The organism is Polymorphospora sp. A560 (genome assembly GCF_045781765.1).
In the GTDB taxonomy this organism is placed as follows: Bacteria; Actinomycetota; Actinomycetes; order Mycobacteriales; family Micromonosporaceae; genus Polymorphospora; species Polymorphospora lycopeni.
This window is the reverse complement of the sequence record NZ_CP122282.1, coordinates 1,035,928-1,049,556: the sequence shown is the minus strand read 5'-3', so window position 1 is coordinate 1,049,556 and position 13,629 is coordinate 1,035,928. Positions and strand designations below refer to the sequence as shown.

The 13,629-nt window shown below is 74.0% G+C and carries 11 protein-coding genes; 4 read left to right on the top strand and 7 right to left on the bottom strand.

What is annotated here, in order from left to right:
* Positions 1-42: 42 nt before the first annotated feature.
* The 6 genes from QCD66_RS04885 to QCD66_RS04860 form a co-directional block, all read right to left on the bottom strand.
* A complete protein-coding gene (locus tag QCD66_RS04885) occupies positions 43-1,428 on the bottom strand; it encodes a phosphomannomutase/phosphoglucomutase (protein WP_364216035.1) in 1,386 nt (461 codons plus the stop codon).
* Positions 1,429-1,575: 147 nt separating this feature from the next.
* The gene (locus QCD66_RS04880) at positions 1,576-2,436 is read right to left on the bottom strand and encodes a hypothetical protein (protein WP_375736022.1); all 861 of its coding nucleotides are present in this window, start codon (positions 2,434-2,436) and stop codon (positions 1,576-1,578) included.
* Positions 2,437-2,644: 208 nt separating this feature from the next.
* The gene (locus QCD66_RS04875; RefSeq protein WP_364216029.1) at positions 2,645-3,331 is read right to left on the bottom strand and encodes an endonuclease V; all 687 of its coding nucleotides are present in this window, start codon (positions 3,329-3,331) and stop codon (positions 2,645-2,647) included.
* Positions 3,328-6,501 (bottom strand): toxin glutamine deamidase domain-containing protein, encoded by a 3,174-nt coding sequence (locus QCD66_RS04870; protein ID WP_407567018.1) that lies wholly within the window; start codon positions 6,499-6,501, stop codon positions 3,328-3,330. Before QCD66_RS04870 ends, QCD66_RS04875 begins: the two co-directional genes overlap by 4 nt.
* Before the next feature lie 22 nt (positions 6,502-6,523).
* Complete coding sequence (locus QCD66_RS04865; RefSeq protein ID WP_364216023.1) at positions 6,524-6,853, bottom strand: hypothetical protein; 330 nt, start codon at positions 6,851-6,853, stop codon at positions 6,524-6,526.
* On the bottom strand, positions 6,843-7,268 hold the full coding sequence (locus QCD66_RS04860; protein WP_364216020.1) for a YbaB/EbfC family nucleoid-associated protein: 426 nt from the start codon (positions 7,266-7,268) through the stop codon (positions 6,843-6,845). The genes QCD66_RS04865 and QCD66_RS04860 overlap by 11 nt, the downstream gene beginning before the upstream one ends.
* Before the next feature lie 173 nt (positions 7,269-7,441).
* Between QCD66_RS04860 and QCD66_RS04855 the strand changes: the two genes are divergently transcribed.
* A complete protein-coding gene (locus QCD66_RS04855) occupies positions 7,442-8,674 on the top strand; it encodes an SUKH-3 domain-containing protein (RefSeq protein WP_375736210.1) in 1,233 nt (410 codons plus the stop codon).
* 7 nt (positions 8,675-8,681) lie between these two features.
* Here QCD66_RS04855 and QCD66_RS04850 read toward each other — a convergent pair whose 3' ends face one another.
* Positions 8,682-10,121 carry an aldehyde dehydrogenase family protein gene (locus QCD66_RS04850; RefSeq protein WP_375736209.1) on the bottom strand — a complete coding sequence of 480 codons (1,440 nt, stop codon included), beginning with the start codon at positions 10,119-10,121 and terminating at the stop codon, positions 8,682-8,684.
* A gap of 144 nt (positions 10,122-10,265) precedes the next feature.
* Between QCD66_RS04850 and QCD66_RS04845 the strand changes: the two genes are divergently transcribed.
* From QCD66_RS04845 to QCD66_RS04835, 3 genes are all read left to right on the top strand, one after another.
* Positions 10,266-11,603 carry a GAF domain-containing protein gene (locus QCD66_RS04845; protein ID WP_364216011.1) on the top strand — a complete coding sequence of 446 codons (1,338 nt, stop codon included), beginning with the start codon at positions 10,266-10,268 and terminating at the stop codon, positions 11,601-11,603.
* A gap of 78 nt (positions 11,604-11,681) precedes the next feature.
* A complete protein-coding gene (gene adh / locus QCD66_RS04840; RefSeq protein ID WP_375736208.1) occupies positions 11,682-13,205 on the top strand; it encodes an aldehyde dehydrogenase in 1,524 nt (507 codons plus the stop codon).
* Positions 13,205-13,591, top strand: coding sequence for a DUF779 domain-containing protein (locus QCD66_RS04835; RefSeq protein ID WP_364216005.1), 387 nt, complete (start codon positions 13,205-13,207; stop codon positions 13,589-13,591). The genes adh and QCD66_RS04835 overlap by 1 nt, the downstream gene beginning before the upstream one ends.
* Positions 13,592-13,629 lie beyond the last annotated feature (38 nt).

Here is a 13,629-nt window from a genome sequence, read left to right as displayed (position 1 = left end):
CCGTACCGGGCCGATCATGCGCCGCCGACCGGCGGACGGATCTTATCCGCGTACGAGGGTGAGTACCTCGTCGCGCAACGCGGACATGCGCTCGGCGGTGGGTGCCTCGACGTTGAGCCGCAGCAGCGGTTCGGTGTTGGAGGCACGCAGGTTGAGCCACGCCCCGTCGGCGAAGCGGACGGTGAGACCGTCGAGTTCGTCGGTGTCGGCGTCGGCGTAGTTGCGCTTGATCTCGTCGAGCTTCGCCTGCTGGTCGTCGACCGTCGAGTTGATCTCGCCGGAGGCGACGTACCGCTCGTAGTCCCGGCCGACCTCCGACAGCGGGCGGTCCTGCTCGCCGAGGGCGGCCAGGACGTGCATCGCGGCGAGCATGCCGGTGTCGGCGAACCAGAAGTCGCGGAAGTAGTAGTGCGCGGAGTGCTCACCGCCGAACACCGCGTTGGTGCGGGCCATCTCGGCCTTGATGAACGAGTGGCCGACCCGGCTGCGTACCGGCTCGCCACCGTGCTCCCGGACGATCTCCGACACGGCGGTGGAGGTGATCAGGTTGTGGATGACCGTGGAGCCGGGGTGCTTGCCGAGTTCGCGGGTGGCGACCAGGGCGGTGATCGCCGACGGCGAGACCGGTTCGCCCCGCTCGTCCACGACGAAGCAGCGGTCGGCGTCGCCGTCGAACGCGAGACCGAGGTCGGCGCCGTGCTCGACGACGGCGCGCTGGAGGTCGACGATGTTGGCCGGGTCCAGCGGGTTGGCCTCGTGGTTGGGGAACGAACCGTCGAGTTCGAAGTAGAGCGGCACGATCGTCAGCGGCAGGGCCGGCAGTGCCGCGTCGCCGAGGACGGCCGGCACGGTGTAGCCGCCCATGCCGTTGCCGGCGTCGACGACCACCTTGAGCGGCCGGATGTTCGACAGGTCGACGAGGGTGCGCAGGTGGGCGGCGTAGTCGGGGAGCAGGTTGCGGCGCTCCGCCGCCTCCTTGGCCGGGCCGGCCGGGTGCTGCGCGGGGCGGTCGAGAAGGGCCTCGGCCCGCTCCCGGATCTCGGCCAGGCCGGAGTCCTGCCCGATCGGCCGGGCACCGGCCCGGCACATCTTGATCCCGTTGTACTGCGCCGGGTTGTGGCTCGCGGTGAACATCGCACCGGGCATGTCCAGCGCACCGGACGCGTAGTAGAGCATGTCGGTGGAACCGAGACCGGCCTCGACGACCCCGAACCCCTCGGCCCGGACACCGGTGGCGAAGGCGGCGGCGAGACCGGGCGACGAGTCACGCATGTCGTGGGCGATGACGACCGTGTCGCCGCCGTCTTCGGACCCGCGCAGCAGTTGGGCGAACGCCGCCCCGAGTGCTTCGGCGACCCGCTCGTCCCACTGGTCCGGCACGGTGCCGCGGATGTCGTAGGCCTTGACGATCCGGGACAAGTCAGACAATTGTCTCGCTCCTCAGCCGATCAGTATCCAACCGTCTGAGCGTATCGGAGCCGAGGCCGTCAACCGTGCCGAGGCGCGGTTGCGCCCCGGCCGGTGTGCGGTCGGGTTCCGGTCGGTGTGGAGTCGGGTTCCCGGCCGGCGCGGGGTTCAGTACGGAACGCGCGGCAGGATCGCCGTCGCGTCGCCGTCGCCTCCACCGCGCGGCCCGGGCGGCGGGGAACCGAACCCGTACCCGCCGCCCGGGCCGGGACCGTCACCGCCCCGGCCGCGACGCAGCAGGAAGATGAGCAGCACGACGCCAGCGACGACCATCCCCACACCAGCCGTCATGACCATGGTGCCGACACCGAAGAAGCCGCCGCCACCGCCCGACGGCGGCGCGGCCGCGGCGGGCGAGCCCTCGGCGACCGGCACCGTCTCCTCCGACGGTTCGACCGCCGACTCCGACGGGGACGGGCTCGCCGACGGCGACGGGGTGGGCGACTTCGACGGCCGTGCCGGCGTGGGACTCACCCCGCCGGTGACCCGCCGGGTGCCGGCGGCCCGGTCCAGCACCCCGCCGGGGTTGCCGTACGCCTCCGCGACGACGTTCACCGTGCCGCTCGGTGCGCCCGCCAGGAACTGCACCCGGTAGCGCATGGACACGCTCTTGCGCTCGCACAACCGCGACTTCTCCGGTGCCGTGCGCTCGGTGACGATCAGGCCGCCACCGCCGTCGGAGGTGATCACCCGACGCCATTCGCCGTCGTCGGCGACCTGCACCTCGACCTGGTCGGGCGAGAGTTGGGGAAGGTTGAAGGCCAGTGCGGTCCGTACCGTGACGCAGCCCTCGGTCCGCTTCGCCACGGTGACCGTGACGCCGCTCGGCGAACCGACCTTGAAGCTGCCGGGGAGCTTGACCGACACCCGGTCCTCGTCGGCCATCGCCGGGCTCGCGCCGACCGCGACGAGGCCGCCCACGAGCGCCAGCACCGTCGCGAGCCGGATCGCGCCGCGCCGTACTGTCATGATCACCTCGCTGCTCGGGCCGGACCTGGTACGGCGGACAGGCTACCCCGCACCTGACCTGCGGGCCGAGACGCCCAAACTACTCAAGATCGCCCCGAACCGCCGCCAACCACTCGTCGTGCCACTCCCCCGGACGGCCCGTACGCCCTGGCCGGACCCACCTCGCCCGACCGAGGTATCGATCTTGATACGTACCCGCCGCCCCGCTTCACCCGAGCTGGCCCGCCAGTGCCTCCCGGCACCTCCGGTCGGCCGCCCGGGTCGTTTCCGGCAGCCGGAAATTCGGCGACAACGCGAGCACCTGGGCCGTGGCGTTGTCCAGGCTCATCCGGTGCCCGACCGAGACGAAGACGGGCTTGACCCCGTCCCGGGTACGCAGCACCCGCCCCACGGTGTCCGTACCGTCCCGCAGGTCGGACCACGACCCGCGGCGCGGCGCCGGCGGATCCCAGGTGCCGACCAGCGGGGTCTTGCCGACCCCGACCGCCGGCAGCCCGGTGAGCACGCCGAGGTGGCAGGCGAGGCCGAAGCGGCGCGGATGCGCCAGCCCGTGCCCGTCGCAGACCAGCAGCTCCGGTGCGGCCGTCAACCGGTCGAGCGCGTCCAGCAGCGCCGGCAGCTCGCGGAACGCGAACAGCCCGGGGACGTAACCGAACGCCGCCCGCCCCACGGCCACGGCGGCGTCGACCACGGTCAGGCCGGACGTCTCGAGCACCACCACGGCCGCCGCGAGCCGGTCGCCGCTCTCCGCGTACGCCACGTCCAGCCCCGCCACCAGTCGCGGCGCCGCCGGCCCCGGTCCGGTCACGTCCACCAGCGGACGCAGCCGGTCCTGTTCGGCCCGGGCCGCTTCCGCGCTCGCCGGCCAGTCGGCCGGTACGCGTACCTCGGTCACCGGAGCATGCTGCCCGAGTGGGCGCCGGGGCCCGGCGGCGGGGGCGGCACGGAGTGTGTCGTGGAACCCTCCAGCAGGTGTACCCGGTTGAAGTCCGGGGTGTCCCCGTCCACCCGCGGGACCGGCACCGGGCGCTCCTCGGGGGCCGGTGGGGCCGGCTGCGGCTCGTCGGTGCTCGGCGGCACGGGCGGGTCGTCCGCCGTCAGCGGTGCGCGGGCACTGAAGGTGCCCGGTGGACGGTCCGGCAGCGGCATCGGCGTGGCGTCGCCGCCGAGTACGAGGACGTCGAGCGCGGTGACGTTGCCGTCGTTGCGGGTCCCGTCGTGGCCGTACAGCGGTTGCCCGACCGAGACATGTCCACTTTGCGGATCAAGGAACAGAATGGTGCCGCCCTGGTTGATCGCCACCCAGGCGTGCGACGCGCCGGTCGCCCAGGTGTTGATGACGAAGGCGTAGGAGCCGTGCCCGCCGGCCCGCAACTGCCCGGCCAGTTCGGCGTACGCCGCCCCGACCCGCTCCTGTCCGACCGCCGGCGGCAGCCCGCGTACGTCCGGACACAACTGCTGGAAACGGCCGCCGGTGACGTCCTCGACCCGGCCCGGACCGTCGAGTTCACCGTCGACCGGAAAGTCGATGTTGCCGTGGGCGTAGCCGTCGAAGGTGCGGGGCGCCGACACCCGTGGCCGCCCGTGCACCCACGTCTCGTAGAACGACAGCGTGCAGTCCACGCAGTTGATCGCCCGGGTGGGGTCGGCCAGCGGACCGCCGTCGTTGGCGAACCGGAACCACCCGCCGGAGCGCGGATCGGCCGTACGGACGACGGCGCCGTCGCGGTCCCGTGGCATCCGCTCGTCGAGGTCCCGCTGGTGCAGTGCCAGCGGCCGGCGCAGCCCGCCCCGCCGGCCGTAGGCGCGCGTGTTGTCGACCGGCGGCGGACGGTCGGTGCCGGTCAGCACCGAATGGTCACCGGCCCGGGTCGGGCCGGTGAAGAGACTGCCGGCGTCGCGGTTGAGCCGCCGGAAGTCGAGTCCGTCGGGGACGTCGTGCCGGTCGGGGGTGATCGTCCCGGCGAGCACCGCGTTCGCCCGGTCGGCCCGCAGGTCGGCTCGGTGGATCTCCCGCCGGGCGGCCGCCGACAGCCGCTGGGCGAGTTCCGTCTCACCGATGGCGCGCATCCGGTCGCTCTCGGCGGCGAAGGTGGTGTGGCGCCGCAGGTTCTCACGCGACTCGGCACGCAGCCGGGCCGCTTCGTCCTCGCGGCGGTTCCGCTCGTAGCTTTCCCGCTGCCGGCGGGCGTACTCGCGATAGCGGAGGCGCTCCCGTTGGTCGAGCATGGCCTGCTGGAAGGGTGGTGTCCGGGGTGGCCGGGCCGGCCCGGGCACCGGCGCCGGATCGGTCGCCGGGGTCGGATCGGTCGCCGGGGCCGGTGGCTTCGGCGGGGCGGGCGGATCCGGCGGCTGCGGCGGGGCGGGGGCGGCCGGGGATGCCGGTGGCCGGGGGCCGGGAATCGCGCTGCCGACCCGCGGCTCGGTGGCCGGGGCCGGGAGCGGGGCCGGCGCCAGCGGACCGGACGTGACCGGTGGCCCGGGCGACGACGGCGGTCCAGGCGACGACGGCGGCCCGGGCGACGACGGCGGCGCGGACGGCAACGGCGCGTCGGCGACCGGCGCGGGCACCGTCGCGATCATGGGGCCGACGGTCCCGGTCACCGGTGCGAAGGCCGCTTCGGCGGCCGGGACGGTAGCCCCACCGACGAAACCGTCCCGGCCGTTCGAATTTCCGATATGGAGGGTCTGGTCGGCCGGCGAGGTCGCCGCTTCGCGCGGCTCGGCGGCCGGCTGCTGCTGCCCCCCGCGTGACGGGTCCGGCGCGACGTCGGCGGCCCGGTCGGCATCGGTCAGCGGGACCGTCGGCGACAGTGCGACGTCCGGCGCCGGGAGGACACCCGACCGGGCAACGTCCGGCAGCCCGCTCTCCCCGACCGCGACCGGCGTCGGCGCCACGGATCCCACGGTCGTCGCCGCCGAAACCGTCGCCGCCGGCAAGCCCGTACCCGGCAGGGCCGTCGCCGCGTCGCCGGCCGGCGCCGTCCCGGTCAGCCCCCGCGCTTCGGCGGTGCCGGCCGCCGGTGGGAGGTCGGGCGTCGACGACAGGCCGGCGAGGCGGGTGTCCAGGTCCCGGTCGAGGCCGGTCGTGGTGCGGTTGACTCCGGCGCTGACCGCGCCCGAGGTCGCGGCGCGGCCGGCGTCGTCGAGCGCGACGAGGCCGTTGCCGGTGGCTAGGCTCGCCGCCTGTTCGGCAAGCACCTCGCCGGCCGCGCCCCGGACGGTGTCCTCGCCGAACCTGGCGGCCCGGCCGACCGCGTGCGGGCCGAGGGTGGCCAGGCTCGCCGCCGCTCCGCCGGCGAAGCCGCCCACCGCCGACAGGCCCAGCGAACGGGCGTCGAGGCCGTCCCGTCGGCCGCTGTCGTTCTGGTGCAGTTGGATGCCGAGGTCGACGGCGACCTCTTCGCCGGCCTCCTTGCCACCCTGCGTCGCGGCGTATCGGGCGAAGTTCTTCAGGCCGCGCCCGGTGACGTCCCTGGCGGCCCGTTCGGCGGCCTCCCGTACGCCTTCCTTGATCGCCTTTTTCGCCAGTTGGGCGGCGAGGCGCCGGAAGATCTGCCGCACGACGAGCCGGGTCGCGGCCATGGCAGCGGCGGCCGCCGGCGAGGCGGCGCCGAGGGTGAGCGCGGCCACGACGGTCAGGGCGATCAGCTCGACGACCAGGATGCCGAGCTGGATCCAGACCTCGATCTTGGCGCCTTCGATGTCGCAGCCGCACTCCTCGACGATGCGGCCGAGTTCGCCGCTGACCGTCTGGAGGACCGGCAGGGGCGCGTCGTCGCCCTGGCTGAAGTCGCGCCACGCGGCGCCGAACGCCGTACCGGCGGCACCGCCCGCACCGAACCCGGCGAGGACCTCGCCGGCGGCGAGGTGGGCGTCGTCGCGCGGCCCGGCGAGCGCGGCGGCGACGGCGTACCACTGGTCGGCGAGGTCCCAGACGGCCTTCTCGTCGCCCTCGGGCCACTCGGCCCCGACGACCCAGTCAAGGCCCTCGTACGCCCAGCCGGGCAGGTCCCAGGGCAGCAGGTCGAGCGGGTGCGGGATCGGGCTCGGCAGGATCGTCACGGGTGCCGTGCTCCCTCCACGGTCAGGTCGCGGCGGCGGCGACCCGCCGGGCGGTGCCGGCGTCGTTGCGGACGTGGGCGTCGACGGCCCTGACGACGCGGTCGCCGAGCCCTTCGACGTGGCGGCCGGAGCCGCGCCATCCCTTCAGGACGGTCGTCTCGGCGGTGCGGTAGACCCGGTCGAAGGCGGCGCCGATGTCGTCGCGGCCCCAGGGCCGGTCGGCGCTGCGGGCGGCGAGGTCGGCACCGAGCCGGTCGCGTTGTGCGGTGATCGCCCGCCCGGCGGCGGCGAGGTCGCGGCCGGCGCGGCGGGCCAGGGCCGGGTCGAGCCAGAGGTCGCCGTCAGGCGCCACGGGCCGCCTCCTCGCGCAGGGCCGCGTCACCGCGCCGCAGCAGCGCGCCGAAGTCGCCGCCGTCGAGGAAGTCGACCGCGCCGGAGCCGGGTGGGAGGTAGCCGGCGACCAGTTCCCGTACGACGGTGGTGGCCCGCGCGGCGGCCCGCTGCACGGTGCCGGTGATCCGGGCGGCGAGCGCCTCGGTGTCGTGGGTGCGGTGGACGCGCGGGTCGAGCACGAGCCTGACGAGCTGGCCGCGCGGCCCGACGGTGGCGGCGATGTGGCCGTCGTCGGAGGTCGCGGTCACCTCGACCGCCGCCAGCCGGTGCCGCAACTCGTCGAGTCCGCTGCGGAGCCGCTCGTACTGGTCGTGCACCTCGTCGAAGCGCGCCCTCAGCGCACGGTTGGCGTCACGATCCACGGACTGTGTCACCGGCGTCCCTCCCCCATGCCAACCTCGATCAAGATCGATGGTTGATCGACTCTCGGTAACGCCGCACCATACCGGGCGCCACGAAACAGCGTTGTCCGGTAGTTTCTGCGCAGCAGAGCCGAGCCGGCCCGACCGCTTCCGCGGCGGCGACCGGATGACGGGGAGGCGAAGGCATGATCAGTCGACCGGAGGCGGAACGGATCGCCGCCGAGTGGGCCCGGCGGGAGACCCTTCGGCTGGGCTACGAGTGCACGCCGATGCTCAGCGAGTTCGATGTCGGCTACGTGGTGTGGTCCAAACTCCCGCCGGACGTGGTGAGCGTGCCCGGCAGCGGCGCGACGACGGTCATCGACAAGGAGACCGGCGAGGTGTCGAGCTGGCCGGCCCTGCCGCCGACGGTCGTGCAGGACATGTACCGGCGTGGGCGGGCCGCCCGGCTCGGTGGCCTGCGCACCGTCGACCCGACGCTGGAGTTGCGGCGCAACAGCGGCCGGGCCGTGACGCCCGGCGCGGCCGTGCACCTGACCGTGCAGTACGACCAGCACATCGCGCACGGCGCCAAGGGCGAGGTGGAGTTACGGCACCACCCGCTGGTCCGCGACTACCTGGACGACCTGCCCCCCGGGCACCTGGTCCGGGGCGGCGAACGGCACGCCGAACTGATCGTGGTGTCCGACGTGCTGCACGAATACGACCGGCGGCAGGCCGCGGCCGGTCAGCCGCCGCTGACCGAGGAGACCGCGCGGGAGCTGCTGGGCAGTTCCTACCTGGAGCTGTTCCGGATCCGCGAGCCGGGCGACCCGGCCGGCGGCCCGGCGGAGCGGCCGTGCGACTCGTGCGTCAAGGCGTTGGTCTACTTCGGAGTGTTGCCGTGGTCGCACCTGGCGTTCGCCCAGGAGTGGCACCCCGCCCCGCAACCGGTGCCGGTGCCGGGGCGGTTCCCGGCGGAGGTGGCGCACGCGCTGGTCGAGGCGGGCTGGCGGCCCGGGACCGGTGACGACGTGCTGGCGGACGCCGCCATCGCCCGGGTCGCCGCGGTGCCCGGCCGGGAGTTCCGGCACGAGGCGTTCCCGGCGGCGAAGGTGGCGCTGACCGCGTTTCCGGGGCTGGTCAGCGGCCGGCGCGGGCCGGGCGAGCAGGTGTGGGTCCGCCGGTTCGAGATCAACCCGGGCAGCGTCGCGCACACCGCCGACACCCTCGGCGACCTGGCCCGGCTGATCGGCTGCCGACTCTTCCCGATCGGCAGCGAGGGCGGCGACAGCATCCTCGCCGTCGACGAGCGGGGCCGGGTGTTCGCGCTCGACCAGGGCGGCGAGTGGTTCGTCGGGTCCGACATCGACACCGCCCTGACCAACCTGCTGCTCGGGCGGGCGCCGGCCCGCCTCCACGACGACGGGACCTGGTGAGCCGCCCCTACAGGTCGATGCCGGTCAGCACCATCACCCGCGGCTCGGTGTAGTCCTCCATGGCGCTGCGCAGCCCCTCCCGGCCGACCCCGCTGGCCTTGGTGCCGCCGTACGGCATCTGGTCGGCCCGGTACGACGGCACGTCGCCGACGACGACCCCGCCGACCTGGAGCGTACGGTGGGCGCTGAACGCGGTCCGGAGGTCGTGCGTGAAGATCCCGGCCTGGAGCCCGTACATCGAGTCGTTGATCGCGGCGAATCCCGCCTCGTCGTCGGCGACCGGGGCGATGACCAGCACCGGGCCGAAGACCTCCTCGGTGCAGACCTTCGCGTCGGCCGGCGCACCGGTCAGGACCGTCGGCGGGTAGGTCGCGCCACCCCGCCGGCCGCCGGCCGCGATCTCGGCACCGGCGGCGACGGCCTCGTCGACCCACGCCTCGACCCGGCGGGCGGCCTCCTCGCTGATCAGCGGCCCGACGTCGACGGTCTCGTCGGTGGGGTCGCCGACCCGCAGCGCCTCGACGGCGGTGACCAGCCGGGGCAGGAAGCCGTCGTAGAGCCATTCGTGCACGTAGACCCGTTGGACGGCGATGCAGCTCTGCCCGGCCTGGTAGTTGGCGAACGTGGCGATCCGCTGGGCGGCGTAGGTGAAGTCGGCGTCGGCGGCGTAGTCCTCGCAGATCAGCGCCGCGGCGTTGCCGCCGAGTTCGAGCGTGACGTGCTTGCCGGGTACGGCGGCCTGGATCGCCGCGCCGACCGGCCCCGAGCCGGTGAACGACACCACCGGCAGCCGGGGGTCCTCGACCAGGTCGGCGGCCCGGTCGTTGGGCAGCGGAAGCACCGAGAACATGCCGGCGGGCAGGTCGGTCTCGGCGAGCAGTTCGCCGAGGAGGAGGGCGGACAGCGGTGTCGCGGGCGCCGGTTTGACGATGATCGGGGCGCCGACCGCGATCGCCGGGGCGACCTTGTGGGCGACCAGGTTGAGCGGGAAGTTGAACGGTGTGATGCCCAGGACCGGCCCCTTGGGCACCCGGCGGACCACGGCGAGCCGGCCGGCCGACGCCGGGTCGGTGTCGAGTCGCTGGAGGTCGCCGGAAAAGCGGCGGGCCTCCTCGGCGGCCCACCGGAAGGTGGCGACGGCCCGGCCGACCTCGGCCCGCGCCCACTTGACCGGCTTGCCGTTCTCGGCGGTGATCAGGCGGGCGACCTCGTCGGCGCGTTCGGCGAGCCGGCGCGACACGTGGTCGAGCGCGGCCGCCCGCCGGAACGCCGGGAGCGCCGCCGCCACCGCGGTGATCCCGGCGGCGGCCGAGATCGCGGCTTCGACCTGGTCCGGGGTGGCGTACGCGGTATGCCCGGCCGGGCGCCCGTCGTAGGGGTGCCGCACGGTCAGCGTGTCGTCGCTGACGGCGGGCTGCCCGGCGACGTAGAACGGGATCGGTTCCACGTACCGCAGCCTAGTGGCGCCCGGCCGGTCCGGCCGCCGGCCGGGCCGACCCGGGCCGCGCCGGCGGTCTGCCCGGCGGCCCGCTCGGCGCCTTGTCGTCCGCGGTGACGTCGGTCACGATTGGGTACGAGGAGGACGACGCCGATGTCCAACCCGTGGCTCGCCCTGCGGTCCGGGGCCGATCCCAGCGAGCGGATCGGTCAGGTGGGACGCGCCCACGAGCGGTTCGTCACCGGCGACACCGGCGACCCGGTGCCCGACCAGGTGCGGGGCGTCGTCGCCGACTCGTGGCGACGGTCGGCGGGTGCCCTCGTCGACCCGGACGCCACCGCCCCGATCGACCTCAGCGACGACGAGTTGGACAGCTACCGGGCCGGGCATCCGCTGGCGGCCGTGCTGCCGGTCTTCCGGGACCTGCTCGGCGGCATCGCCGACGACGGCGAGCACATCATGGCGGTCTGCGACGCGCACGGCCGGATGCTCTGGGTCGAGGGCCATCCCCGGGTGCTGCGCCAGGCCGAGGCGATGAACTTCGTCGCCGGGGCCCGCTGGGACGAGCGGCACGCCGGCACCAACGCGCCCGGGGTCGCGCTCGCCGTCGACCACTCGGTGCAGATCTTCGCCACCGAGCACTTCAGCCGGTTGGTGCAGCCGTGGACGTGTGCGGCGGCACCGATCCACGACCCGCTGACCGGGCGGCTGCTCGGCGCCATCGACGTCACCGGGGGCGACCATCTGGCGAACCCGCACAGCCTGGCGCTGGTGCGGGCGACCGCGCGGGCGGCCGAGGCGCATCTCGCCGGGCTGGCGCGGGCGGCCGGGGCGCGGCCGGGCGCGGCACTGACCGCGCTGGGCCGGGACGAGGCGGTACTGACCGTCGACGGGCGCCGGGTCCGGCTGGGTCGCCGGCACAGCGAGCTGGTGGTGCTGCTCGCCTGCCATCCGGAGGGGCGCAGCGGCGACCAGCTCGGGCTCGACCTCTACGGCGACGCGATGCTCAACCCGGTCACCGTACGGGCCGAGCTGTCCCGGTTGCGGCGGATTCTCGGGCCGGCCCTGGTCGACTCCCGGCCCTACCGGCTGCTGGTCGGTCTGGACGCCGACTTCACGGCGGTAACCCGACTCCTCGATCAAGGACGGGTCGCCGAGGCGCTCGACGCGTACCGCGGTCCGCTCCTGCCCGGGTCGGACGCGCCCGGCGTGGTCCGGCTCCGCCGGTTGCTCGACGGCCAGCTCCGGGCCGGGGTGCTCGCCACCCGCGACCCGGCGCTGCTGTCGGCCTGGACCCGGGCCCCGTGGGGCGGCGACGACCTCGAGATGTGGGAGGCCCTCGCCACGCTGCTGCCACCCGGGTCGCCGCGCCGGCCACTCACCCTCGACCGGGTACGCCACCTGCGCGGCGAGTACGGCCTCACGGCGCGGCCGGGGACGGCCACGGGACGGCCCGGCAGCCCGGTCGGGCGCCACCCGCGCGCAACGTAGTTGCAACGTCGGCGAAACTAGCGTGACCGGCATCACCGCCGCCCCGCACCCGGGCGGCTGACGCCGGGAGGGCACACCATGACCCTTTACGCAGCGCCGGGCACCGAAGGTGCGCTCGCGTCGTATCAGACCCGCTACGACCACTGGATCGGCGGCGAGTACGTCAAGCCGGCCCGCGGCCAGTACTTCGAGAACGTCACCCCGGTCACCGGCCGCCCCTTCACCGAGATCGCCCGCGGCACCGCCGAGGACGTCGAGTTGGCGCTGGACGCCGCGCACGGCGCCGCCGACGCGTGGGGTCGTACCCCGGTCGCCGAACGCGCCAACATCCTCAACCGGATCGCCGACCGGATGGAGGCCAACCTCGAACTGCTCGCCGTCGCCGAGACCTGGGAGAACGGCAAGCCGGTACGGGAGTGCCTGGCGGCCGACATCCCGCTCGCGATCGACCACTTCCGGTATTTCGCGGGGGCGATCCGCGCCCAGGAGGGTTCGCTCGGCGAACTCGACGACGACACCGTGGCGTACCACTTCCACGAGCCGCTCGGCGTGGTCGGCCAGATCATCCCGTGGAACTTCCCGCTGCTGATGGCGACCTGGAAGCTGGCCCCGGCACTGGCCGCCGGCAACGCGGTCGTACTCAAGCCGGCCGAGCAGACCCCGGCCTCGATCCACCTGTGGCTGAGCCTGGTCGCCGACCTGCTGCCGCCGGGCGTGGTCAACATCGTCAACGGTTTCGGCGTCGAGGCCGGCAAGCCACTGGCGAGCAGCCCGCGGGTGGCCAAGGTCGCGTTCACCGGCGAGACCACCACCGGGCGGCTGATCATGCAGTACGCCAGCGAGAACATCAAGCCGGTCACGCTGGAACTCGGCGGCAAGAGCCCGAACATCTTCTTCGACGACGTCAACTCCGCCAACGACGCCTTCTTCGACAAGGCGCTCGAGGGGTTCACCATGTTCGCCCTCAACCAGGGCGAGGTCTGCACCTGCCCGTCACGCGCCCTGATCCAGCAGGGCCACTACGCCGACTTCCTGGCCGCCGCCGTCGAGCGGACCAGGGCGGTGAAGCAGGGCAACCCGCTGGACACCGACACCATGATCGGGGCGCAGGCGTCCAACGACCAACTGGAGAAGATCCTGTCCTACCTGGACATCGGACGGCAGGAGGGGGCCAAGGTGTTGACCGGCGGCGCCCGCGCCGATCTCGGCGGCGACCTCGCCGGCGGCTACTACGTGCAGCCGACCATCTTCGAGGGCGACAACGCGATGCGGATCTTCCAGGAGGAGATCTTCGGGCCGGTCGTCTCGGTGACCTCGTTCAGCGACTTCGCCGACGCCATCAAGATCGCCAACGACACCCTGTACGGCCTCGGCGCCGGCGTGTGGACCCGGGACATGAACACCGCGTACCGGGCCGGGCGCGCCATCCAGGCCGGCCGGGTGTGGACCAACTGCTACCACGCGTACCCGGCGCACGCCGCGTTCGGCGGATACAAGCAGTCCGGCATCGGCCGGGAGAACCACAAGATGATGCTGGAGCACTACCAGCAGACCAAGAACCTGCTGGTCAGCTACTCCCCCGACAAGCTCGGCTTCTTCTGATGGACAGCGCCCCGGACGCCCGCCCCGACACCGGGGCGGACATCGAGCGGGTCGCGGTGACCCCCGCGGCGGCCGACCTCATCCGGTCGCTGCGGGCGGCACACGGGCCGCTGATGTTCCACCAGTCCGGCGGGTGCTGCGACGGCAGCGCGCCGATGTGCTACCCGGCCGGCGAGTTCCGGACCGGCGGGTCGGACGTGCTGCTCCAGTCGCTGGAGATCGACGGGGTGCCCGAACCGGTGCCGTTCTGGATGTCGGTGTCGCAGTACGAACGCTGGCGGCACACCCACCTGACCGTCGACGTCGTGCCGGGAAGGGGCAGCGGCTTCTCCCTGGAGGCGCCGGAGGGGGTGCGTTTCCTGATCCGCTCCCGCCTGCTGACCTGAGCCGTACGGCCCGGTCCGTGGTCCACGACCGCGGGCCG